Origin of the sequence: Lawsonibacter sp. LCP25S3_E2 (assembly GCF_052117285.1) — a bacterium.
Lineage (GTDB): Bacteria > Bacillota > Clostridia > Oscillospirales > Oscillospiraceae > Lawsonibacter.
Map to the genome: position 1 here is coordinate 45,318 of NZ_JBQKJL010000006.1, position 22,430 is coordinate 67,747.

A 22,430-nucleotide genomic window follows, 5' to 3' on the forward strand; every position below is an offset into this window, starting at 1 on the left:
TATATGATGATCAAATATCCTATCCACAAGGTGGCCAAGGATTTTAAGAAGGGCGGCAAAGAGCTGCCCTCCAAAGAGGTCATGGACATCCTGACCCAGTATGGCCACACCCCCAAGAACCATATGCAGCCTCTCACCGATGAGGAGCTGTCCATTGTCTTTGAGTACCTGACCCAGCACAATGAGATCGACTCCATCGAGTCGGTCTATGCCGATACCTACCACGAGCCCAAGGCTGAGGAGAAATCCGTGCCCAAGCCCGTGGAGAAGAAGCCCGAGGCCCAGGAGAAGAAGGCCGCTCCCGCTGCCACTCAGAAAGAGGAGAAGGCTGCTCCCGCCCCCGCCGAACAAAAGCCCCAGACTGAGAGCGTCCAGCGCCCCAGCAGTGTGCGGGAGAAAAAGGTCGTGGATACCCGCGGCGGTCCGGCGGTGAACCTGGACAAGTACGATGAGCGTCTGGAATCCTTCACCTCTGAGCGCCAGGCCCAGGGCGGCGGCAAGCAGAAATTCCAGGGCCGCAACGCCCAGCGCCAGCGGGGCGGCAAGCAGGCCGGCAATTTCGGCAACAAGCGCAAGCAGGAGGAGCAGGACCGTATGCGCCGGCTCCAGCTGGAGATTGCCAAGAAGGCCCCTGTTAAGGTCCTCATCCCCGATGAGATCTCCGTGGGTGAGCTGGCCAGCCGTATGAAGAAGACCGGCGCTGAGGTGGTCAAGTGCCTGATGAAGAACGGCGTCATGGCTTCCCTCAGCGAGATCATCGACTTCGACACCGCCGCCATCATTGCCGAGGAGATGGGCTGCAAGGTGGAGAAGGAAGTCATCGTCACCATCGAGGAGAAGCTCATCGACACTGCCGAGGACCGGGAGGAGGATCTCCAGCCCCGTGCCCCCGTGGTGGTGGTCATGGGCCACGTGGACCACGGCAAGACCTCTCTGCTGGACTATATCCGCCATGCCAATGTGGTTTCCGGCGAGGCCGGCGGCATCACCCAGCACATCGGCGCCTATCAGGTGGATGTGGGCGGCAAGCCCGTCACCTTCCTGGACACCCCCGGCCATGAGGCCTTCACTGCCATGCGTGCCCGCGGCGCCATGATCACCGACGTGGCCATCCTGGTGGTGGCCGCTGACGACGGCATCATGCCTCAGACCGTGGAGTCCATCAACCACGCTAAGGCCGCCGAGATTCCCATTATTGTGGCCATCAACAAGATGGATAAACCCACCGCCAACCCCGACCGGATCATGCAGCAGCTCACCGAGTATGAGCTGGTGCCCGAGGAGTGGGGCGGCGATACCATCATCTGCCCCATCTCCGCCAAGACCGGCATGGGCATCGACAACCTGCTGGACATGGTGGTGCTCACCGCTGAGATGCGCGAGCTGAAGGCCAACCCCAACCGTTCCGCCCACGGCGCCGTCATTGAGGCCCGTCTGGACAAGGGCCGCGGCCCTGTGGCTACCCTGTTGGTGCAAAACGGCACCTTGAAGCAGGGCGACGTGATCATTGCCGGCACCGCCGTGGGCCGTGTCCGCGCCATGACCAACGCCCAGGGCAAGAAAGTCACTACCGCCGGTCCCTCCGTCCCTGTGGAGATCATCGGCATGAGCGAGGTGCCCGGCGCGGGCGATGACTTCCACGCCGTGGCCGACGAGCGTATGGCCCGCGAGCTGGTGGAGCAGCGCAAGCACGAGCAGAAGAGTGCCCTCAACAGCAGCGTGGGCAAGGTCACCCTGGACGATCTGTTCAGCCAGATCCAGGCCGGGGAGATGAAGAACCTGAATATCATCGTCAAGGCCGACGTTCAGGGCTCCGCCGAGGCGGTGAAGGCCTCGTTGGAGAAGCTCTCCAACGAGGAGGTCCGGGTGCGGGTCATCCACTGCGCTGTGGGTGCCATCAGCGAGAGCGACGTCATGCTGGCCGCTACTTCCGGGGCTATCATCGTGGGCTTCAACGTGCGGCCTGACGCCAACGCCAAGGAGTCTGCCCCCCGCAGCGGCGTAGATATGCGCATGTACCGGGTCATTTACGACGCCATCAACGAGATTGAGGCGGCCATGAAGGGCATGCTGGCACCCAAGTTCAAGGAAGTGGATCTGGGGCGGGCCGAGGTGCGCAATGTCTTCCGTATTACCGGCGTGGGCATGGTGGCCGGCTGCTACGTGCTGGACGGCAAGATGCAGCGGGGCGCCCAGATGCGGCTGCTGCGGGACAACATCGTCATTTACGACGGTGCCATCGCCTCCCTCCAGCGCTTTAAGGACAGCGTGAAGGAGGTCGCCTCCGGCTACGAGTGCGGCATTACCTTCGAGAAGTTCCAGGACATCAAAGAGGGCGACATCATCGAGGCCTATATCATGGAGCAGATCCAGGTGTAATGCCGCGCGAGTACCCCGCGCAGCGGGGCGCGCCTTTTGGCGCGTAAAATCGAAGCCGCAGGCTGAGATTTGCGCAGGGTGAATTCACTTCGCCCGAGCATTTGAAATCAAGGGGTCCACGCGGGATGAAACATCCCGTGGGGAAGTGCGGTATTACCTTCGAGAAGTTCCAGGACATCAAAGAGGGCGACATCATCGAGGCCTATATCATGGAGCAGATTGAGGTTTAACAAAAATCTGAATCAAACCCTAAAGCACAGGGCGGGCGTTTTCGCCCGCCCTGTTTCGCGTATCATTGGGAGGATGCTATGAGCTGTGTGATCCTTTTAGCGGCGGACCATCCCATGCCCCTGTTTGATCCGGAGCTGCGCCGGACATACAAGCTTTCGGTGGAGGGCGAAGAGGCAGTCATGGAGACTCCGGGCTTTTCGGTTGAGGAGCATGTATACTATCGGGAAGCGGTGGATAGCCTGAGCCTGGAGATGAAGCCTTGGCAGTATGAGCTGAATCTGGAAGCCAGAGAGGACGAGGCGGATCTGCTCCGGGACTATTTGAAGCGCCACTGCACAGCCTGCGAGCAGGTGGAGCTGTGGAACCTATGGGTGGGAGATGACAGGGAAGAGAAGATCCCCTGCTATCACGGCAGGTTGAGTGAGCTGGATCAAGACGTTCTGGATCAGCTCTGTAATCCCCCCACAAAAAACGGCTGTCCAGGCCAGTGCCGGATAGTCGTCACGATCTGAGACGGAGACCTGTGGGCACATTCTGCCCGGAAAGGAGTACAACAATCATGGCAAGCAACCGAATTGGCCGCATTAACGAGGAGATCCAGCGAGAGCTGGCATCCCTTATCCCGTCGGTGAAGGACCCCCGCGTGACCGGCATGATTTCTGTGACAGCAGTGGATACCACGCCCGACCTGAAATATGCCAAAATTTATATCAGTGTGCTGGACAAGAGCGACTGTGAGCAGGTACTCAAGGGGCTAAAATCCGCTTCCGGATGGCTGCGCCGGGAGCTGGGACGTACCCTCAATCTGCGCAACACGCCTGAGCTCACTTTTGTTCGGGACGACTCCATCGACCAGGGGGCCCATATTCTGGAGATGCTCCGCAACCCTGAGGTGGTCAAGCCCGCCAACCCGGCCAACGCGCACATCATTTTGGATGAGGAGTAATCCTAACTCTGTGACAGGAGGAACAACCATGACACCATTGGAAGCTGCTGAACTGTTAAAGAAGCATGACCACTATCTGATCCTGACCCATGTGCGCCCGGATGGGGATACCATCGGCTGCGCTGCCGGGCTGTGCCGCAGTCTGCGCCAGGCGGGGAAGGAGGCTTTTGTCCTCCATAACCCCGAGGCCACCTCCCTGTTTACGCCCTACCTGGAGGGGCTTGTGGCCCCTGAGGGGTATGAGCCGGAGACGGTAGTGGCGGTGGATATGGCCGCACGGGGCCTGTTCCCGGACAACGCAAAGCGGTATTTAGAGCGGGTGGAGCTGACCATTGACCACCATCCCTCTCAGGAATTTTACGCCAAACACACCTGCCTGGACGCCAAGCGGGCGGCCTGTGGGGAGCTGATGTACGAAATCGTGCAGCATTTGGGGCCCATTACCCCGGAAATGGGCGAGGCCTTGTATGTGGCCGTGTCCACGGACTGCGGCTGCTTTGTCTACAGCAATACCACCCCCGCCACCCACCGGGTGGCTGCCGCTCTCATGGAGACGGGCTTTGACCCCTACCCGGTGAACCGCCGCCATTTCCGGACCAAATCCTTTAAGCGTCTGAAAATTGAAGGCATGCTGGCTTCCGGAATGGAGCTGCGGGACGGGGGAGAGACCGCTCTGGTGTTCCTTACCCTGGATATGCTTCAGCAGGTGGGAGCCGACGAGCGGGACATCGACGATATCTCTGCCTTTGTGGGACAGGTGGAGGGCGTGAAAAACGGAATTACCCTCCGGGAACTTAAGCCTGGGGTTTGCAAGCTGTCCCTGCGTACCGATCCCGGAGACTTGAATGCCAGCGCCGTGTGCGCCATTCTGGGCGGCGGAGGCCATGCCGCCGCCGCCGGAGCCACGGTGGAGGGCACCATGGAAGAGGTCCGAAAGGCCGTGCTGGCCGCCATCGAGACTGTCCGCAAGGGCTAAGGGAGGACCTATGCCAAACGGGATCATCGTAATTGATAAACAATCCGATTGGACTTCCATGGATGTGTGCGCCAAGCTCCGGGGCATTTTTCGGGAAAAACGCATTGGACATGCCGGTACCCTGGACCCCATGGCCACTGGGGTACTTCCCGTATTTGTGGGAAGGGCCACCCGAGCGGTGGAATTTGCCGGCGAGGGAGAGAAGGAGTATGTGGCCGGGCTTCGGCTGGGGCTTGTCACTAACACCCAGGACACCAGCGGAGAAGTGCTGGAGGAGCACCCCGTCTCGGTGACGGAAGAGGCGCTTGAACAGGCTCTGGAGCAGTTTCGGGGGGAAATCCAGCAGGTTCCTCCCATGTACTCCGCCATCAAGATCAATGGAAAAAAGCTCTATGAGCTGGCCCGGAAGGGCAGGGAGGTAGAGCGTCCTGCCCGAACGGTCACCATCCATTCTCTCACGCTGGAGAGCCGGGAGGGAGAGGCGGATTTCACTCTCCGGGTGCGCTGTTCCAAAGGCACCTATGTACGTACCCTCTGTCACGACATCGGGCAGGCCCTGGGCTGTGGAGGATGCATGAGCAGTCTGCGGCGTACTATGGCTGCGGGCTTTATCCTGGAGGACGCGGTGACCCTGGAAGAGGTCCAGAAGGCGGAGGACCCGGCGGCACTGCTGCTTCCAGTGGATGCCTATTTTGCCGGACGTCCTATGCTGATCCTTCCGGCCGACCTGGAGAAAAAGGTGCGAAACGGCATGACCGTCATTCTTCCGCAGTCTCCAGGATTTTCCGGGGAGTGCCGGGTGTATGGAGAAAACAAAGAATTTTTGGCTCTGAGCCGTGTGAACGGAAAAAAACTGGAAACCATTAAGAGCTTTTTCAGCGTGTGAGAAGGAGAGAAACTATGCCCAACAAACCCAAACGTGTGATCGCCCTGGGCTTTTTTGACGGAGTGCACCTGGGCCACGGAGCCCTTCTGCGGGCGGTGACCGCTGCCGCAGACCGGCTGGAGGCTGTCCCCTGCGCCTTCACGTTTGACCGTCACCCTGGCGGAGCCATTACCGGGGAGAAAGTGCCCCTGCTCAGCTCGGTGGAGGACCGGATCTGGCTCATGCGCCGGTGGTACAATATTCAGGAGGTCATTGTGGCTTCCTTTGATGCTATGCAGCGCATGAACTGGGAGGATTTCATCGTGCACTATCTGGTGGAGGAGCTGGGTGCGGTCCACGTGGTGGCCGGCCATGACTTCCACTTTGGCTACCTGGGCAAGGGAAATCCAAAGCGGCTTCAGGAAAAGTGCCAGGAGCTGGGCATCGGCTGCGAGATCATCGGAAAGGTGGAGCAGGATGGTATTACCATTTCTTCCACTTACATCCGTACCCTCATTGCCCAGGGAGAAATGGACCGGGCGGGGGAGTTTTTGGGCCACCCCCACATTCTCACCCAGCGTGTGACCCACGGCAAGAAGATCGGCTCTTCCACCCTGGGCTTTCCCACGGTGAACCTGCGGGTGCCCGAGGGGGTCATTGTCCCTGCTTTTGGTGTGTATGCCACACGGGTGTGGTTTGACGGGGAGTGCCGCAGCGCCGTGACCAACGTGGGTGTGCGGCCCACGGTGGAGAATAACGACGGCAGCGTGACGGTAGAAGGGTTTATTCTGGACTTTTCCGGGGACCTGTACGGACACCAGGTGCGCATGGAATTTTACCACCGCCTGCGGGGAGAGCGGAAGTTTCCCACCATGGAGGCCCTGGCCGACGAGATCCGACGCAACGCCCAGCAGACACGGGAATTTTTCAAGCGGCGAGGTTGACACAGCCCGCCTACTATCATGCCGGAGGAGAGAGCGCCTATGCCAAACCGAGACCTGTTTCACCTGCTCCACCATGACCATCCAGCCCGCTATGACAAGATGTTTCCCTATCTGTGGGCCTTTGTGGTTCTCACCCTGATCACCGGCTTTGCTTTGGACACCCCAGAGAACATTTTTGCCGGACTCACCCGGATCATTATGGTGGAGGATGCCCTCATTACCGACTACGTCCTGGTGGCCGGACCGGGGGCTGCGCTGGTGAACTCCGCCCTGGTTACCGCCGTGACCATCAGTGTGCTGTACCTGTCACGGGATGTGCTCAACGGCATGACCCTGGTCGAGATTGGCCTCATGTCTGGCTTTTCCCTGTTTGGAAAAAACCTGGTAAACATCTGGCCCATCCTGATTGGTTCCTGGCTGTACGCGAAAATAAAAAAGGAGCCTGTGGGCAGCTATGCGGGCATTGGCCTGATGGCCACCGCCCTGGCCCCCATTGTCAGCTACATTGCACTGGATAACGGCTGGGGCAACCCCTTCTGGGGAGCCCTTGTGGGGCTGACGATCGGTTTTGTCATGCCGCCTTTGGCCGCCTATACGTACCGAATCCAAAATGGCATGAACCTCTACAATGTAGGCTTTGCCTGCGGCCTTCTGGCCTTTGTCTGTGTTCCCCTTATGACCTCGTTGGGGGCGGACCCCACCCTTCACTACCGCTGGGCCAGCGGATATAACCAGCTGTTTGCCCTTATGCTGACCATCTTTTGCCTGGGACTTATTGTGGTAGGATTGTTCTTCAGCGGTAAGCCCGTGTGGGCCGCCTGGGCGGGCTACCGCCGGCTGCTTTTGACCAGCGGCCGGGCTCCCAGTGACTATCTGCGTATGTTCGGCCCCGCTCCGGTGCTCATCAACATGGGAGTCAACGGCCTGATCGGCATGTCCTTTATCCTGCTGGGGGGCGGCGACTTGAATGGTCCCACCGTGGGAGGAATCCTTACCATTATGGGGTTTTCTGCCTTTGGCAAACATGCATGCAATATTATTCCCGTGATGGCCGGGGTGTTTCTGGGAAGTTTGGTTATGCACTGGGAGCTCAGTGACTCGGCGGTGCAGCTGGCCTGCCTGTTTTGCACCACATTGGCCCCCATTTCCGGCTATTTTGGCTGGCCCTACGGGGTGATCGCCGGGTTTCTTCACTCCTCAGTGGTGCTGTATACCAGTTCACCGGTGGCGGGGATGAACCTCTACAATAACGGTTTTTCCGGCGGCCTTGTTGCCATTGTTCTCTATCCCACCATTATGGCCATTGCCCAGCACCGCAAGCCGGTGCTTCAGGACGAGGACTACTTCGATCAGTTGGAGCACGACGAGCCTGTGGTGGCACCCGAGCCCCACGAGATCACCGAAGAACTGGAAAAATAAAACTTCAGACACCTGCCGTTTGAGGCGGGTGTCTGTTTTTTATCGGTTAGAATAACATCCTGACGGCCCAGGCTGCCGCCAAAAATCCCACCAGATCGGCGCACAGGGCGGCAGGGACGGCATACCGGGTGCGGGAAATTCCGGCGGCGCCAAAATAGACGGCGATGGTGTAAAAGGTGGTTTCGGTGGAACCCAGCATCACGGCCGCCGTCCTTCCCAGGTCAGAGTTGGGACCGTAGGTTTGGATGAGCTCCGAGCCCACACCCAGGGCGGCCGAGCCGCTGACCGGCCGCACCAGCATAAGGGGCAGCAGCTCAGCAGGCAGCCCCACTGCCTCCAGAACGGGGCTGAGAGCGGCGGAGAGCAACTCCAGAGCCCCGGAGGCCCGGAGCATAGAGACCGCCGTCATAAGCCCTACAAGGGCTGGGAGGACCCGCACCAGGGTTTCTAGCCCCGAGCCTGCTCCGTGGCATAGGGCGGAGTAGACGTCCACCCGGCGAAGTGCGGCATAGAGCGCAACGCCTGCCAAAATGAGGGGCACCAGCATGGTAAAAAAGAGTTCCATTTCAGTTCCTCCATAGCCTGGCCAGCACCTTGCAGGCCACTACGCCCGTTCCCACCGACAGTGCCGAGGCCAGCCACACCGCCGGCAGGATGTCAAAAGGGGTCTGGCACCCGGCCGCCGCACGTACCGCGGCTACTGTAGTGGGGATCAACTGGAGGGAGGCGGTGTTGCACACCACCAGCATGCACAGGCTGTCCGAAGCGATACCGGGACTTTTCCGGGCCATACGTCTGGCTGCCTCCAACCCCAGAGGGGTGGCGGCATTGCCCAGTCCCAGGAGATTGGCGGATACATTGGCGGAGATACTGTCCATCACGGCGCGATCTCCCCGTTCCAGGGGGAAGAGCAGCCGGAGCACCGGCCCCAGCAGCTTGGATAGCTTTTCGGCCAGTCCTGACTGGCGCATGACCTCCATTACCCCCGACCACAGGCACAGCATGCCCGCCATGGAAAGCCCCAGCTCCACGGCAGCCGCAGCCCCTTCCACCGCGGCCGCCGACACCTCCGCGCCCCGGCCCGTCCCAATACCGCATACCACCGCTACCACCGCCATGCCGGTCCAGATCACGGTCATTGTCATAAAAAACCCCTCCTTTGCTTGGTTATCCATACGGAAATTACTGGAAAAGCATGACGGTAAAGAAACCAAAAATTTACAAAAAAATCCAGTTCAATCCCCCTTTTGCAAGAAAAATTTACATTTTTCCCTCCCTTTTGACCGATATTTACTGTTGACATGATATTTGATTATTTGTACAATAAAGGTGTAAAAATCCACGCCCAAGTAGCCCTCCTCAAAGCCGTGTTTCAGGGGGCGCTTGCGAACAGAGAGAAGGAGGCGTCATAATATGAAATCCACTGGTATTGTCCGAAAGGTGGACGAACTGGGACGCATTGTTTTGCCCATTGAGCTGCGCCGCACCCTGGACATTGAGGAAAAGGACTCTTTGGAGATTTACATGGATGGCTCGTCCATCGTGCTGAAGAAGTTTCAGCCGGCCTGCATCTTCTGCGACAGTGAGAAGGATATTATCGAGTTTCGGGGAAAGAACATCTGCCCCCGGTGTTTTCAGGAGATGGGCGGGCTCTTCAACAAGTAAGACCGCCATTTCTCCCGCAGATGGAGAAAGAGACCTTTTGTGCCGGTTGTTCCCGAAGCGTAAGGGAGGAGCCTGAGGGCCTTTATGAGGATAAAAAAGCTATGGAGAATTTCTTCTGGAAATTCTCCATAGCTTTTTCTCTGTATGTCGGGATAAAAAACCGGCGGAAGGAGATTCCTTCCGCCGGAACGGCTCTTTTATGAACTTACTTCATGGTGAAGGAAGTGATGGCGTAGCCGAACATATTGTCCCGGCTCTGGAGGGTGGCCTCAAACTCTCCCAGGTCGGAACCGTCGGCCAGGTATACCAGGGCGCCGGAGAGCTTAACGGTGCTGCCGATGGTCTCACTCTGGCGGATCTCAAAGCGGGCCTGATCGTTGTTGCCGCAAACCACCTGGTAGCTGTCAGAGGCGGCGTCGTAGGTCATACGGTCGCTGAGATCCTGGGGCAGAGGGCCCAGATCATCAAAGGACAGATCCAGAGCGGCGGTGTAGTCCCGTACGGTCTCAGACAGGAGAAGCAGGGTGTCGCTGTTTTGATACTCGGAACGGTTGTCCAACTGGCCGTAGAGGGAGAGCATGTTGTAGAGGCTTTCCCAGCTCAGGGCGGTGTTGTCCGGGTCAAAGGTGGTGAGATTGTGGTTCATCATGGCCAGCATTACAGCGTGAAGAGCGGGGGCCATGGACTGTTCCGCATCCACCTGGGCGGGGACATCGCCGGGGATGTAGTCTTGAACGGACTGGACAGATTCCATGGGGGACTCCTCATGGTCGGCCAGGGCCACAGTGCCCAGAGGGAGCACCAATAGGGAAGCGATTAAAGCGGTCATCAGCAATTTTTTCATGAGAAGACCTCCTTTCCTGTTTGTATCATTAGTATAGCAGAAAAAGTTGTTACCATCTTACCGAATCCATTACGACTTGGTGAAGAAAGAGTTACAATTCAGTAGCAAAGGGTTTCTGCCCATATCTTGTGCCGTCTGTGGAGTGTGCCACCGGATGTTGAATGGTGACAGGGGCTGTCCACAGTGAAAGTATATGCGGCGCAGCGGAGGATATGACGGAGACTGGGGGATTTTTCCGGAAGGTTTGGATTGCTTTCGATTAGTTAGACGCAGTGGATAAAAAAAGGTTCCCAGGGATGGGAAAATTTGTGGAAGCGGATGCCGCCGGGGAAGGGACAGCCCTGGCGGCAAAACCCCGTTGACCGCTGGGAGGATTTTCGCTACAATAAGGGGTACTGAAATGACAAAGATAAAGGATGTTTGACCTATGCTTACAGAAGAGCAGCAGCTGCGCTTTGCCAGGGCCCGCCGGGGGGCCATTGCACGGGAGTTTTCCCGCCTTAACCCGGAGCAGCAGAGGGCCGTTTTGGCCACGGAGGGCCCCCTTCTCCTTTTGGCGGGGGCGGGCAGCGGCAAAACTACGGTGCTCATTCACCGGATTGCCAATTTAATGAAGTATGGCCGGGGGTCGGACAGTATGGAAGTCCCCAGCTTCGTTGGGGAGGAAGACCTGATCTTTCTGGAAGGCTATGCCCAGACGGGAGAAGGAGATAAGCTCCGCCAGGAGCGGCTGTGCCGCCTGGACCCCGCTGCCCCCTGGACCATTCTGGCCATCACCTTTACCAATAAGGCAGCCGGAGAGCTGAAGGACCGGCTCAGCAACATGCTGGGTCCTGCCGCCAATGACGTCTGGGCCAGTACCTTCCATTCCGCCTGTGTGCGTATTCTCCGCCGGGACATTGAGAAGCTGGGGTTCTCCTCCTCCTTTACAATCTATGATACGGATGACTCCCTGCGGGTGATCAAGGACTGCCTGAAGGATCTGAGCCTGGATGAAAAGCAGTTCCCACCACGGTCGGTGCTGGGGTACATCTCCCGAGCCAAGGACCAGCTGCTTCTGGCCCAGGACTATCTGGTCCAGTGCGAGAAGGCGGGAGACTTCCGCCTTTCTAAAATCGCAAAGATCTATGTGGAGTATCAGCGGCGGCTGTGGGAGGCCAACGCCCTGGACTTTGACGATATCATCCTTCATACGGTACGTCTGTTGCAGGGATTTCCTGAGGTACGGGAATATTATCAGAAAAAGTTCCGCTATGTGCTCATTGATGAGTACCAGGATACCAACAATCTCCAGTACCTCCTGGCCTCCACTTTGGCGGGGGGATATGAAAACTTCTGTGTGGTGGGGGATGACGACCAGTCCATCTACCGCTTCCGGGGAGCCACGATTGAAAATATCCTCTCCTTTGAACAGCAGTACAAGGGGGCCCGCGTCATCCGTTTGGAGGAAAACTACCGTTCTACCGGCCACATCCTGGATGCGGCCAATGCCGTCATCCGCAACAATCAGGGCCGCAAGGGCAAAGAGCTGTGGACAAAGGCCGGGGCGGGGGAGAAGCTGAAGCTCTACTCCGCTATGAACGAGAGCGATGAGGGGCAGTATGTGGCCGCCCGGATTTTGGAGAACTTCTCCAAGGGCCGGGCCTGGAAGGACCATGCCGTGCTCTACCGGATGAATGCCCAGTCCAATCAGTTGGAGCAGGCATTTAAACGAAACGGCATCCCCTACCGGATCATTGGCGGCACCCGGTTCTTTGACCGGGCAGAAGTGAAGGACATGATCGCCTATCTGGCGGTACTCAATAACCCGGAAGACGATTTGCGCCTTACCCGAATCATCAACAATCCCCCCAGAGGGATTGGCAACACCACGGTGGAGCGGGCGGCCCAGATCGCCCGGCGGGAGGGAGCCTCTCTCTATGCGGTCATCGACAACGCGGGGATGTACCCGGAGCTGGAGCGCGCGGGCAAGAAGCTTGGGGAATTTACCGCCCTGATCAAGGGACTGCATGAGCTGCTGGAGGAGAACAAGCTCTCCCTGGCCGATTTCTATGAGGAACTGCTGGTCCGCACCGGGTACGCAGTCATGCTGGAGAGCAAGAACACCGTGGAGGACCGCACCCGTCTGGAGAACGTGCGGGAGCTGCTCACCTCCATCAACGGCTATCTGGAGAACCGGGCTGATCCGGAGGAGAGCCTTTCAGATGCCCTCCACGGATTTTTGGATGAAATCGCCCTGTATACCGATCTGGACAGCCACGACCCCAACCAGGACTGCGTGGTGATGATGACCATGCACGCGGCGAAAGGTCTGGAATTCCCGGTGGTCTTTGTTGTGGGGATGGAGGAGGGGATTTTCCCTGGTATCCGTGCCATCGGTGAGATGGAGGAGATGGAGGAGGAGCGAAGACTCTGCTATGTGGCCATGACACGGGCCCGGCAGGAGCTCTATCTCACCTGTGCCCGGCAGCGTATGCTCTTCGGCCGCACCAGTGCCAACCGACCCTCCCGCTTTACCGACGAGATTCCTCCGGAGCACATGGAGCGCTCCGGCCGTTCCTACCTGAGTGGGGAGGACGGCAGCTGGGGCGGCGTGTCCAGCCGGACCTCCGGCTATGAGGGCTATGGGGACTTTGGCCGCCGTGACTATGATGGGGGACGCAGCTCCTTTGATCAGCGTCCGGCTTCCTATGGGGGCTTTGAGCGTTCTGCCAGCCGAACTGCCTATGGAGCGGGCCGCACTGTGGCCTCCTCTTACGCTGCCCCCACTGGAAGAGGAAAGGCCCAGGGGAACGCAGCGGGTTTGAAGCTGATGAAGGGAGACCAAGTGCGCCACAAGGCCTTTGGAAATGGAATGGTCCTTTCGGTGCAGCCCACCGGGGGAGATACCTTGGTGGAGATCGCCTTTGACAACGTGGGTACAAAGCGGCTGATGCTCAAGTTTGCCGCTGCCCAGATGGAAAAAATTTAAAAAATATGGAAGAAGCCGAAACCTTTGGGTCGGCTTCTTCGTCTATTATCATAGAGGTCTCTCTGCCATCCGGGAAGACACCGGCATTTCGCACAAATAAAAGGGAGGTTTTTTGTAGGGTTATTCAAAAGGAGCCCGGAACTTCAGAAATTGCAGGGGGATTATTAAGAGAATCTTAAACATTTTGTAACCGACCGGTGGTTGTTTCCCAAAGGGGGTTGACCTATAATGAATTATGATAGACAATCCCTGTCAGTCCGGTCCTGTTCTCCCAAATCGGGGAAGGGACGGACCATCAATTTAGGAGGAAATCAAAATGCCAGAAGTGGAAGTGAAGGTACCTCAGCAGGAGACGAGCGCAGGCCAGCAGCCTCCCGTTCCAGAGAAAAAGCTCCCCGCCAAAAAGCGCAGTCCCAGAAAGACAAGAAATATGATCATCGCCCTGGTCGTGGTGGCGGCTTTGGCTGTGGGCGGTGTGTTTCTCTACCAGTTTTTGACGAAACAGCAGAAGGTGAACAGTGAGATTCAGAGCTCGCCGGTCTCTTTCGGTTCCATCCAGAGCAAGGTCACCGGCAGCGGAAACGCCATGGCAAAGGAGTCCGCCGCTATCACCCTTACCGCCGGCGGCATGGTAGAAGAAGTGTTTGTAACAGCGGGCGATGTGGTCACTGCCGGCCAGCCCCTCTATACCATCAGCAGTAAGGAAGCCCAGGATAAGCTGGATAACCTGAACTCGGAACTGAAGGACCTGTTGGAGCAGGCCAACAACCTTACCGTCCGGGCCCCCTTTGCCGGCAAGCTCCAGGATGTAAAGGAGTTCCAGCCGGACCAGCCCGTATCCACTGGCCAGGAAATTGCCACCCTGGTCAACGATAAGAAGCTGAAGCTCTCCCTTTACTTTAGCTACGCCTATGAACATGATATCTCCGTAGGCCAGTCCGTCCAGGTCTCCATCCCCGCGGTGATGCAGTCCTATACCGGCAAGGTGGAGGAGATCAATAAGGTGAGCTTTATCTCTCCGGAAGGAGCGGTCCACTTTGAGGTGGTTATCGTCTTTGACAATCCCGGCACCCTGACCGCTGATATGGATGCCTCCGCCATGCTTACCGCCTCTGATGGCAGCGCCATCTATCCCTATCAGAACGGCAAGACGGAGTTCTATGAGATCCGCACCATCACCGCCAAGGCTGAGGGCCCGGTGACTGGAATCGGCAATCTGCTGAACTATGCCAATGTCTCTGCCGGAGAGCCCCTTCTGTACCTGGGTTCCGACACCATTGACGAGAAGATCCGCGCCAAGCAGGAGGAGGTCAATGAGGCCCAGAAGGAGTTTGACAACTTCAACGCCGTCTCCCCCATCGATGGTACCGTTACCTCCTGCACCCTGGTGCCCGGCACCGAGGTGAAGAGCGGTGACACCGTCATTACTATTTCCAACACCACCAACATGGTAGTGGAGATCAGCGTGGACGACCGGAACATCGCCTTTGTGCAGCCTGGGCTCATGGTGGAGCTGAAGGACTGGAACGAGAATGTATTTATCGGCACCGTCTCCTCCATCAACATGGCCAAGGCTGAGAGCAGCAACGGCATGACCAGCTACCCCGTCACCCTCACCGTGGACAACGCCGACGGTTCTTTGCTGGCGGGTATGTATCTGGACTATTCCTTCGTTACCAGCCAGTCTGACGACTGTATGATGGTCCCCATGCAGAGTGTGAAGTACGTCAACGACGCAGAGGGTGCCACCTACTCCGTGGTCTTTATCCGCGCCGAGGAGAAGCCGGAGAACGCTGTGGATCTGGAGATCCCCGAGCCCATGCCCGGTGAACTGCCCAAGTACCCCTCTCCCGAGGACGGCTACTATCCCGTGAAAGTGGAGACCGGCCTTTCCGACAACTACAACGTGGAAATCAAGAGCGGCCTCAACGGAGACGAGGAGGTCTTTGTAAACTTCCTGGTCGAGCAGGCCTACGGCTAAGGCGAGGTGAGGCCATGCTCATTGAAATCAAAGATATCTACAAAATTTATAACGAAGGTAAGGAAAGTGAAGTCCGGGCCCTGGACGGGGTGTCTCTGCACATCGACCGGGGGGAGTTTGTGGCCATTATCGGAGCTTCCGGCTCCGGTAAGTCCACACTGATGAACATTCTGGGCTGTCTGGACATCCCCACCTATGGGGACTATGTTCTGGATGGCACCGACATCACCGACCGGTCCGACCGGCAGCTGGCCCGGATCCGGAACAAGGAAATCGGCTTCATTTTCCAGGGCTATAACCTGATCCCCGCCCTCACCGCCTATGAAAATGTGGAGTTGCCCCTCATCTACCAGGGGGTACCCCTGTGGAAGCGGGAGGAACTGGTGATGGAGGCTTTGGAGAAGGTGGCCATGGCCGACCGGTGGAAGCATAAGCCCTCGGAAATGTCCGGCGGCCAGCAGCAGCGTGTGGCCATTGCACGGGCCATCGCCACCCACCCGCCCATTATCATGGCTGACGAGCCCACCGGCGCGTTGGACTCCAAAACGGGCAAGCATGTGCTGGAGATCCTTCATACCCTCAATGAGGAGGGTACCACCATTATTCTCATTACCCACGACAATGGCATTGCCGCCACTGCCCACCGGGTGGTGCGCATTTCCGACGGCCATATCGTGGCCGACGGAACCAGAGAGGAGGTGGGCCTGTGAAGCTGGGCCAGGCGGTCAAAATGGCCGCAAAATCCATCTTTTCCAACGTGGGCCGCTCGGCCCTGACCATGTTGGGCATTATCATTGGCCTGGCGGCAGTGATCATTTTGGTATCCTATGCTCAGGGGCAAAACGCTGCTATGAAGGCCTACTATGAGAGTATGGGTACCAATACCGTCCAGGTAAGTGCCAGTACATGGAACTCCTCCATCAATGTATCACAAGCCCTCTATGATTACTGTCTGGGACTGAGTGACCATGTGGTGGGCGTTACACCAAACGGGAGCGTGTGGAGTGACACCAAAATCTCTTATGAGTCCAAAACACTCACTGGTGAGGATTGGAACACCCGTATAAATATTTATATGGGCAACGACCAGTATGGGCTTTGCAACGACTTTAAAATTGCCCGTGGCCGGGAGCTGTCCTACCTGGATATTGAAAAGCTCAACCAGGTGTGCGTCCTAGGCTCCGAGGCTGCCCAGCAGATCTTTGCCTTCGCCGATCCCCTGGACAAGACCATCACCATCAACGGGATTCCGTTCCGGGTGGTAGGAATCTACCAGAGTAAGGCGCAGGGGAAGAACCTGGGTACCAGTGAGAATAACCAGTGGATTCTGGACGAGATCAAACGTAAAGACCGGATGATCCTGATTCCTTCCACCATGACCCGGTACTTCAATCAAAATCGGCCCATTGAGGAATATGTGGTGAAGGTGAAGAGTTCGGATGACATCGCCACTGTGGTGACTAGTCTCAATGGTTATCTTGGTGGTCTCATCAATGAGAATAACGGCTATTTCTCGGTCAATTCTCCTGAAACCTGGCAGAACAGCCAGAATGAGGCCGCTGCCCTGCAGCAGCGATTTTTGGGCGGTATCGCCGCCATCTCCCTGCTGGTAGGCGGCATCGGCATTATGAACATCATGCTGGTCACCGTTACCGAGCGCACCCGAGAGATCGGTATCCGAAAGGCCATCGGTGCGGAACGTAAGAGCATTATTGTGCAGTTCCTCATTGAAGCGGCTATGATCTGCGGCATCGGCGGATTGTTCGGCATTGGGGTAGGCTATGTGGGTACCCTCATTGTGGGCAAATTGTCCTTTGGGATCATCCTTATCCCGAGTCCCGGCGTCACAGTGGGAGCCGCGGCCATTTCGGTGGCCTTGGGTATCATTTTCGGTATGTACCCCGCCGTCAAGGCTTCCGGTCTACAGCCGGTGGTGGCCCTGCGGGCAGACTGAGGAACTTCAAACCGGCGGACGAACCGCCGGTTTGAGAGGGATGCACAAAAGCCTTCCCTCGATTTCGTTGAAATTGTCGGGAAGTCTTTTGCGAGAAGTGTTTTTTCGGTCGGCAGAGCCGCCGAAAAAACAGATTGCAATTGATTTGCGCCTGCGGGCGCAAACTCCCTGCGGGAGGGCTTTCGGGCCTCTGCGATGTATGAAAAGACCGGAAGATATAAGGAGATAGAACAATGAATAAAAAACGACTGATTTCAGGCCTTTTGGCCGGGGTGCTGACCCTGGCTCTGGCTGCGCCCCTTGCGGCGCCGGCCCAGGCGGCGGGGAATTCCTCCTTCTTGGATGTCCAGGACAGCAACACCGCCGTCAACGCCGATATTTTGCGCCTTATGGGTGTGGTCAGCGGTACTGGCGGCAACTTCTTCAATCCCACCAGCCAGCTTACCCGTGGTGAGTTCTGTGCCATGGTGGTCAGCTTCATGCAGCGCTCCAGTGAGGTGGCCATCCATTCCACCCGCACCATTTTTACCGATGTGCCCAGCTCTCATTGGGCCAGGGGTTACATCAACCTGGCTTCCAGCATTTCCATCAGTGAGGGAGAGGACAAGAAGGTTCCTCTCATTACTGGCATGGGAGATGGGACCTTCCTTCCTGACCAGGCCATTACCCAGGCTCAGGCGGTTACCATTCTCATCCGTATGCTGGGCTATACCAGCGCCCAGGCTGGTGCCCTGTGGCCTCAGAGCTATATGAATCTGGCCGATTCCATCGGTCTGAGAGATGGCCTGCCCCAGGACTATAACCAGCCCCTTACCCGTGCCCATGCCGCCCAGCTCTTTGTCAATGCCCTGACTTGTAAGACCAATGAGGGCAAGGAGTACTATAGCACCCTGGGTGATCCCAAGGAGGACACGGTGATCCTGGCGGTGAACGTGGCCACCGACACCGGTGAGGTCATGGGCGCGGTGCGTACCTCCAACGGCACCTATGTGCCCAAGGTGGAGAATGTGGCCCCCACCGCCCTCCAGGGCCGTCGGGGCACGCTGATGGTCAATGATAACCAGGAAATCGTTACCTTTGTCCCTGATGACAGTACGCCGGTGACCATTACCCTCACCGGAGATGCCGAGCCCGGCTATGTGAAGGGCGGCGGACAGCAGTATACTATCTCCGGTGATACTCCTGTCTTCACCTCCGACCAGGAGAAGGGTAAGAGCTATCTGGAGTGCTATGAGACCCTCTACTCCGGTACCCAGCTGACCATGTTCACCCAGCGGGGCAAGGTGGTCGCTATCTATGCTGTGGGCGCCACTACCTCCGCCAGCACAGAAGCTGTGGTGGTGATGGGCAACGCCACGGTGGGTACCTTCCACCAGCTTACCGGTGGTGCCACCAACTTCAACATCATCAAGAACCGTCAGCCCATCAAGCTTTCGGATATCCGACCCTATGATGTGGTTACCTATGACGAGCTAAGCAATACCCTCATCGTCTCCGACCTGCGCATTACCTGTACCTATCAGGATGCCAAGCCCACTGTGAACACGCCCAAGACCATTACCTCCCTGGGCAATGAGTTTACCGTTTTGGAGAGTGCCTGGAACACCACCAAGGACTTCACTCTGGGTGACACAGTTTCTCTGCTGCTCACCGCCGACGGAAAGGTGGCCGGCATGGCGAAGGCCGGTGCGGATACCCGTTCCACCGCAGTGGGTATTGTGGAAGATGGTGCGGCGAAGGTATTCCTGCCCAATGGCAGCACCATGGACCTGAAGGGGACCATCAACGGCAGTGCCGGCAGCGTAGAGGGCCAGCTGGTGATCTTCTCCATGGGTAGTAAGGTTCTGAACGTCAGCCGCCTGTCTGAAAACCGGGTGCCTGGCACGTTCAATGTGGCCGAGATGACACTGGGTTCCTACACGGTGTTAAACAGCGTGCGCATTTATGAGAAGGTCACTACCAGCGCGCTTGCTGAGATCGATCTGAACGATCTGGCTATGGGCAGCATCCCCTCCAACCAGATTGCTGGTTACCACCTGAATAGTGCGAACATGGTGGATTATTTGGTCTTGGACAACGTCACTGGCAACGCCTATGAATACGGCATGATGTCCGGAATCACCACAGGTAGCAAGGATGATCCCAAGACCCAGTGGTCCCTCATGCGCGGCGTAGGCGGCAATCTCAAGCTGGGTGAAAAGGCTGGTTACTCCGGCAAGACCGGCGATATTGTGGGTATTGTTACCTACGAGAGCCAGAAGGGCGAATTGCTCATCCGGGATGTGCTCCAGCTGACCAAGATGGTGGGCATCACAGGCAAGGACTTCTTTGAGAGCCAGGGCGATCTGTACGTCTCTGTGGGCGGTACCAACTACCGCGTGGCAGACGATGTGGAGTGCTATGGCGGCATGAGCGGAAACCGCAATGATCTGGGCAGCTGGTTTACCCAGAGTGAGGCCCGCGACCGGGTCAACGCCATGAAGGCCTATGCCGATACTATGGCTATCTATATTGATCCCATCGGCAAGCAGGTGAGAGTGATCACGGCTGGCTGAAGAGATACCTCCCTTTGATACAAGAGGGCGGGCCCCAACGGGCCCGCCCTTTTTGCTGCTATGAGTGGATTGTATCGTCTGATTCACACCAGAACCGCCAGGGGAAGTCGATTGCCTCTTGAGCATAGTCAATGCCAATACGCTTGCCCACAAAAATTTCCTTTGGACTGGGGCCGGGGCAGACATAGAGACCTCCTGTCTTGTTTGTCAGATCCAATCCGTTTTCGTTCCGGGTGAGGAGCAGGCCCTTGCAGAGCTTTCCGGGTCCGTTGAGGAAATTCTTTTTCTGGTAAGAAGTGAGGGCTTCCATCTTGCGGCCAAAGCGGTTTTTTGCTATAATATCTCCGTTTTGTACCGCCTGGACCCCTCGGATGAGCACAGCGGAGGGCTCTCCTTCAGACTCCGTGACGAAGTTGAGGCAGTGATACATGCCGTAAATAAGGTAGATATAGGCCGTTCCCGGAGGCGCGAACAGAGTCTCTGTACGGGGGGTGCGCTTATAGCCATAGGCGTGACAGGCCTTATCCATTCGTCCCACATAGGCTTCGGTCTCCGTGATCCGGCAGATAAGCTCGGTCCCATCAGGAAGCGAGCGTACCAGATATTGCCCCAAAAGGGCTTGGGCTGCCTCCACGGTATCACGGTCATAAAAGCTTTTCGGTAAAGGTTCCATATTGCCCTCCCTGCGTTTTTTTCCATAGTACCACATCAGGCGTTTACTTTTCAATCAGGAGTTGAAGTCCATGTCCCCTAAAACCATGCACCTTCTGGCAAAGCCCATGCTTTTTGCCGCTGCCATCATCTGGGGTACTTCCTTTTTTATCATGAAAAATGCCCTGGATGTCATCCCTGTGTTCTTTCTGCTGGCCTTGCGTTTTACCGCTGGGGCGGTGCTGCTGGCCCTTATTGTTGGAAAACGCTGGAAGAAATTTACCCCCGATTACCTGTGGCGGGGGGCTGTAATGGGGGGCTTTCTCTTTCTGGCCTACTCCATCCAGACCTTTGGCTTGGCGCTGACTACGCCTTCCAAAAACGCCTTTCTCACGGCCGTGTACTGTGTGTTGGTTCCCTTCTTTACCTGGGCAGTGGTAAAACGCCGCCCAGACCGGTACAACATCTCTGCGGCAGTGCTGTGTGTGGCCGGAGTGGGACTGGTATCGCTCAATGAACAGTTGTCCATCAATGTGGGAGATCTGCTCACCTTGCTGTGCGCCGTCTTTTATGCCAGCCACATTGTGGCCGTGGAGAAGGTCTCTCCGGGCAAGGACATTACCATCCTCACCGTGTTTCAATTTGCCTTTACCGCCCTGTATGCCTGGATCGGCGGCCTGCTTACAGAGGATTTTCCCGGCGCTGCACTCCTGGACCCGGCAGTCTATTTGCCCCTTGCCTATCTGTGCGTCATGGCCACTACGGTAGCCCTCCTCTTCCAGAATGTGGGCCAGGTGTGGTCTGACCCCGCTTCGGCCTCTGTGATCTTGTCTCTGGAGTCGGTGTTTGGGGTACTGTTCTCCGTTATCTTCTACGGCGACCCTGTGACCCTGAGACTGCTGATAGGCTTTGCACTGATCTTTGTGGCCGTGGTGTGTTCGGAGACAAAGCTTGCGTTTTTGCGGAAAAAGACCGTTTCAGAAGGGAAGTCCATCTCCTTATCGAAAAACTGAAGTTAAAGATCCCGCCGGACTTCCGGCGGGATCTTTTTGCCATATATAAACAATTAAAAAGAAAACGAAAAATAAAATTAAAGATTGACTTTAATAAAATTAAAGTGTATACTGAGGACACAGAGAAAGGAGGGGACAAAATGGCACTGGAGATGCTGCCCGACTGGATGGTCAATTTGGAAGAGGAGGACATTGCCTTCATCAAAAAGTTTATTCTGGCTTCCGGATCGTTGAAAGAGGTAGCTGCCCAATATGGGGTGACCTATCCTACGGTGCGGCTGCGGCTGGACCGGCTCATTCAGAAGATCAAAATTGGGGAAGACACCGCCGCCGATCCCTATATTGCCACCATCAAGCGCCTGGCGGTGAGTGACCGGCTGGACTTTGACACCGCCAAGCTGCTTATTTCTGAATATAAGAAGACAAAAGGAGAGCCGCCCCTGTGAGGGTGGGGAAGGAGGAGACTATGTCCTTTGCAAGTCCATTGGTTTGGCTCAGCCTGATGATGAGCCTATTTTTCCTGCTGCTGCCAGTTGCGCTGTTGGTGGTGCTCCAGGTATGGCTGTGCAGAAAGAGTCGGAAGCTAGGGTTAATTCTGCCCGTCTTGTCCCTTGTGGTATCGCTCCTTCTGGTGCTGAGTCTGGGTGTTTTCCAGCGCGTTGGCGGAGGGGCTATGAGAGTTACCGACGAGTACGGGAACGTAGTGCAAGAGGAGTACATAGAGGCGAAGCCTATCACTCCGGGGGATATTGGTGCCCTGGCGGGAATGTTTCTGGTGAGCAACATCCCAACGGTAGTGTTTGGCGGGATCTGGCTGTATTACAAAAACCGCCGGGATTTTAAAGATGACCTGAAACGAATGAAAATAGAGGACCTGGAATAAAAAATCCGCCGCCGAAATTTTCGGCGGCGGATTTTTTGGGAACTCTGCCGGACCCTTGACCATAGAATAAGAAAAAGAGGAAAGGCAGGGAAGCGTTTGTGAACCACCATAAAATGCCTCCAGACGGTTTTTGCCCCGAGCCGCCATTCTGGG

The 22,430-nt window shown here is 56.9% G+C and carries 20 protein-coding genes; 16 read left to right on the forward strand and 4 right to left on the reverse strand.

The features are described from left to right. Nucleotides 1–3: 3 nt before the first annotated feature. The 7 genes from infB (at nt 4) to ACTQ3R_RS07080 (ending at nt 7,760) form a co-directional block, all read left to right on the forward strand. Nucleotides 4–2,379, forward strand: a complete 2,376-nt coding sequence (infB, locus tag ACTQ3R_RS07050) for a translation initiation factor IF-2 (RefSeq protein WP_441778510.1) — start codon at nt 4–6, stop codon at nt 2,377–2,379. Between the two features lie 308 nt (nt 2,380–2,687). Next, nucleotides 2,688–3,122 (forward strand): hypothetical protein, encoded by a 435-nt coding sequence (locus ACTQ3R_RS07055; RefSeq protein WP_441778509.1) that lies wholly within the window; start codon nt 2,688–2,690, stop codon nt 3,120–3,122. A gap of 47 nt (nt 3,123–3,169) precedes the next feature. Beyond that, complete coding sequence (gene rbfA, locus ACTQ3R_RS07060; protein ID WP_441778508.1) at nt 3,170–3,556, forward strand: 30S ribosome-binding factor RbfA; 387 nt, start codon at nt 3,170–3,172, stop codon at nt 3,554–3,556. Nucleotides 3,557–3,584: 28 nt separating this feature from the next. Beyond that, nucleotides 3,585–4,532, forward strand: a complete 948-nt coding sequence (locus ACTQ3R_RS07065; protein WP_441778507.1) for a DHH family phosphoesterase — start codon at nt 3,585–3,587, stop codon at nt 4,530–4,532. Nucleotides 4,533–4,542: 10 nt separating this feature from the next. Then, nucleotides 4,543–5,418: a tRNA pseudouridine(55) synthase TruB gene (gene truB, locus ACTQ3R_RS07070; RefSeq protein WP_441778506.1), complete on the forward strand. Its 876-nt coding sequence runs from the start codon at nt 4,543–4,545 to the stop codon at nt 5,416–5,418. Between the two features lie 14 nt (nt 5,419–5,432). After that, nucleotides 5,433–6,341, forward strand: a complete 909-nt coding sequence (gene ribF, locus ACTQ3R_RS07075) for a riboflavin biosynthesis protein RibF (RefSeq protein ID WP_441778505.1) — start codon at nt 5,433–5,435, stop codon at nt 6,339–6,341. A 39-nt stretch (nt 6,342–6,380) separates the two neighbouring features. Then, nucleotides 6,381–7,760 carry a DUF1576 domain-containing protein gene (locus tag ACTQ3R_RS07080; protein WP_441778504.1) on the forward strand — a complete coding sequence of 460 codons (1,380 nt, stop codon included), beginning with the start codon at nt 6,381–6,383 and terminating at the stop codon, nt 7,758–7,760. A 46-nt stretch (nt 7,761–7,806) separates the two neighbouring features. Here the strand turns inward: ACTQ3R_RS07080 and ACTQ3R_RS07085 are convergent, their stop codons facing one another. Then, a complete protein-coding gene (locus tag ACTQ3R_RS07085; RefSeq protein ID WP_441778503.1) occupies nt 7,807–8,325 on the reverse strand; it encodes a spore maturation protein in 519 nt (172 codons plus the stop codon). Between the two features lies 1 nt (nt 8,326). Then, nucleotides 8,327–8,905 (reverse strand): nucleoside recognition domain-containing protein, encoded by a 579-nt coding sequence (locus ACTQ3R_RS07090; RefSeq protein ID WP_441778502.1) that lies wholly within the window; start codon nt 8,903–8,905, stop codon nt 8,327–8,329. A 268-nt stretch (nt 8,906–9,173) separates the two neighbouring features. Here ACTQ3R_RS07090 and ACTQ3R_RS07095 point away from each other — a divergent pair, with 268 nt between their 5' ends. Further along, nucleotides 9,174–9,425, forward strand: a complete 252-nt coding sequence (locus tag ACTQ3R_RS07095; protein WP_441778501.1) for an AbrB/MazE/SpoVT family DNA-binding domain-containing protein — start codon at nt 9,174–9,176, stop codon at nt 9,423–9,425. Between the two features lie 205 nt (nt 9,426–9,630). On the opposite strand, the gene ACTQ3R_RS07100 is transcribed toward ACTQ3R_RS07095, so the two are convergent. Beyond that, nucleotides 9,631–10,269, reverse strand: a complete 639-nt coding sequence (locus ACTQ3R_RS07100) for a hypothetical protein (protein ID WP_441778500.1) — start codon at nt 10,267–10,269, stop codon at nt 9,631–9,633. 427 nt (nt 10,270–10,696) lie between these two features. Between ACTQ3R_RS07100 and ACTQ3R_RS07105 the strand changes: the two genes are divergently transcribed. The 5 genes from ACTQ3R_RS07105 (at nt 10,697) to ACTQ3R_RS07125 (ending at nt 19,730) form a co-directional block, all read left to right on the forward strand. Then, nucleotides 10,697–13,240 (forward strand): ATP-dependent helicase, encoded by a 2,544-nt coding sequence (locus tag ACTQ3R_RS07105; protein WP_441778499.1) that lies wholly within the window; start codon nt 10,697–10,699, stop codon nt 13,238–13,240. Between the two features lie 316 nt (nt 13,241–13,556). Beyond that, nucleotides 13,557–15,221 (forward strand): efflux RND transporter periplasmic adaptor subunit, encoded by a 1,665-nt coding sequence (locus tag ACTQ3R_RS07110; RefSeq protein WP_441778498.1) that lies wholly within the window; start codon nt 13,557–13,559, stop codon nt 15,219–15,221. Nucleotides 15,222–15,235: 14 nt separating this feature from the next. Next, entirely contained in the window at nt 15,236–15,931 is a 696-nt protein-coding gene (locus ACTQ3R_RS07115) for an ABC transporter ATP-binding protein (protein WP_441778497.1), read from the forward strand. Continuing rightward, nucleotides 15,928–17,175 (forward strand): ABC transporter permease, encoded by a 1,248-nt coding sequence (locus ACTQ3R_RS07120; RefSeq protein WP_441778496.1) that lies wholly within the window; start codon nt 15,928–15,930, stop codon nt 17,173–17,175. Before ACTQ3R_RS07115 ends, ACTQ3R_RS07120 begins: the two co-directional genes overlap by 4 nt. Before the next feature lie 233 nt (nt 17,176–17,408). Continuing rightward, the gene (locus ACTQ3R_RS07125) at nt 17,409–19,730 is read left to right on the forward strand and encodes an S-layer homology domain-containing protein (RefSeq protein ID WP_441778495.1); all 2,322 of its coding nucleotides are present in this window, start codon (nt 17,409–17,411) and stop codon (nt 19,728–19,730) included. Between the two features lie 58 nt (nt 19,731–19,788). On the opposite strand, the gene ACTQ3R_RS07130 is transcribed toward ACTQ3R_RS07125, so the two are convergent. Then, nucleotides 19,789–20,403, reverse strand: a complete 615-nt coding sequence (locus ACTQ3R_RS07130) for a DNA-3-methyladenine glycosylase (RefSeq protein ID WP_441778494.1) — start codon at nt 20,401–20,403, stop codon at nt 19,789–19,791. 70 nt (nt 20,404–20,473) lie between these two features. On the opposite strand from ACTQ3R_RS07130, the gene ACTQ3R_RS07135 reads away from it, so the two are divergent. The 3 genes from ACTQ3R_RS07135 to ACTQ3R_RS07145 all read left to right on the forward strand — a co-directional run bounded on the left by ACTQ3R_RS07135 (nt 20,474) and on the right by ACTQ3R_RS07145 (nt 22,277). Next, nucleotides 20,474–21,394, forward strand: coding sequence for a DMT family transporter (locus tag ACTQ3R_RS07135; RefSeq protein WP_441778493.1), 921 nt, complete (start codon nt 20,474–20,476; stop codon nt 21,392–21,394). 140 nt (nt 21,395–21,534) lie between these two features. Continuing rightward, nucleotides 21,535–21,840 carry a DUF2089 family protein gene (locus ACTQ3R_RS07140; RefSeq protein WP_441778492.1) on the forward strand — a complete coding sequence of 102 codons (306 nt, stop codon included), beginning with the start codon at nt 21,535–21,537 and terminating at the stop codon, nt 21,838–21,840. A 20-nt stretch (nt 21,841–21,860) separates the two neighbouring features. Continuing rightward, nucleotides 21,861–22,277 carry a hypothetical protein gene (locus ACTQ3R_RS07145; RefSeq protein ID WP_441778491.1) on the forward strand — a complete coding sequence of 139 codons (417 nt, stop codon included), beginning with the start codon at nt 21,861–21,863 and terminating at the stop codon, nt 22,275–22,277. The last annotated feature ends 153 nt before the right edge of the window (nt 22,278–22,430 follow it).

What these genes read in the sequence shown, in the direction of transcription:
- ACTQ3R_RS07065 (WP_441778507.1), top strand. Translation starts at nt 3,585, where the DNA reads ATGACACCATTGGAAGCTGCTGAACTGTTAAAGAAGCATGACCACTAT.
- ACTQ3R_RS07135 (WP_441778493.1), top strand. Translation starts at nt 20,474, where the DNA reads ATGTCCCCTAAAACCATGCACCTTCTGGCAAAGCCCATGCTTTTTGCC.
- truB (WP_441778506.1), top strand. Translation starts at nt 4,543, where the DNA reads ATGCCAAACGGGATCATCGTAATTGATAAACAATCCGATTGGACTTCC.
- ACTQ3R_RS07105 (WP_441778499.1), top strand. Translation starts at nt 10,697, where the DNA reads ATGCTTACAGAAGAGCAGCAGCTGCGCTTTGCCAGGGCCCGCCGGGGG.
- ACTQ3R_RS07085 (WP_441778503.1), bottom strand. Translation starts at nt 8,325, where the DNA reads ATGGAACTCTTTTTTACCATGCTGGTGCCCCTCATTTTGGCAGGCGTT.
- rbfA (WP_441778508.1), top strand. Translation starts at nt 3,170, where the DNA reads ATGGCAAGCAACCGAATTGGCCGCATTAACGAGGAGATCCAGCGAGAG.
- ACTQ3R_RS07090 (WP_441778502.1), bottom strand. Translation starts at nt 8,905, where the DNA reads ATGACAATGACCGTGATCTGGACCGGCATGGCGGTGGTAGCGGTGGTA.
- ACTQ3R_RS07130 (WP_441778494.1), bottom strand. Translation starts at nt 20,403, where the DNA reads ATGGAACCTTTACCGAAAAGCTTTTATGACCGTGATACCGTGGAGGCA.
- ACTQ3R_RS07125 (WP_441778495.1), top strand. Translation starts at nt 17,409, where the DNA reads ATGAATAAAAAACGACTGATTTCAGGCCTTTTGGCCGGGGTGCTGACC.
- ACTQ3R_RS07115 (WP_441778497.1), top strand. Translation starts at nt 15,236, where the DNA reads ATGCTCATTGAAATCAAAGATATCTACAAAATTTATAACGAAGGTAAG.
- ACTQ3R_RS07145 (WP_441778491.1), top strand. Translation starts at nt 21,861, where the DNA reads ATGTCCTTTGCAAGTCCATTGGTTTGGCTCAGCCTGATGATGAGCCTA.
- ACTQ3R_RS07140 (WP_441778492.1), top strand. Translation starts at nt 21,535, where the DNA reads ATGGCACTGGAGATGCTGCCCGACTGGATGGTCAATTTGGAAGAGGAG.
- ACTQ3R_RS07110 (WP_441778498.1), top strand. Translation starts at nt 13,557, where the DNA reads ATGCCAGAAGTGGAAGTGAAGGTACCTCAGCAGGAGACGAGCGCAGGC.
- ACTQ3R_RS07095 (WP_441778501.1), top strand. Translation starts at nt 9,174, where the DNA reads ATGAAATCCACTGGTATTGTCCGAAAGGTGGACGAACTGGGACGCATT.
- infB (WP_441778510.1), top strand. Translation starts at nt 4, where the DNA reads ATGATGATCAAATATCCTATCCACAAGGTGGCCAAGGATTTTAAGAAG.
- ACTQ3R_RS07055 (WP_441778509.1), top strand. Translation starts at nt 2,688, where the DNA reads ATGAGCTGTGTGATCCTTTTAGCGGCGGACCATCCCATGCCCCTGTTT.
- ACTQ3R_RS07080 (WP_441778504.1), top strand. Translation starts at nt 6,381, where the DNA reads ATGCCAAACCGAGACCTGTTTCACCTGCTCCACCATGACCATCCAGCC.
- ACTQ3R_RS07100 (WP_441778500.1), bottom strand. Translation starts at nt 10,269, where the DNA reads ATGAAAAAATTGCTGATGACCGCTTTAATCGCTTCCCTATTGGTGCTC.
- ribF (WP_441778505.1), top strand. Translation starts at nt 5,433, where the DNA reads ATGCCCAACAAACCCAAACGTGTGATCGCCCTGGGCTTTTTTGACGGA.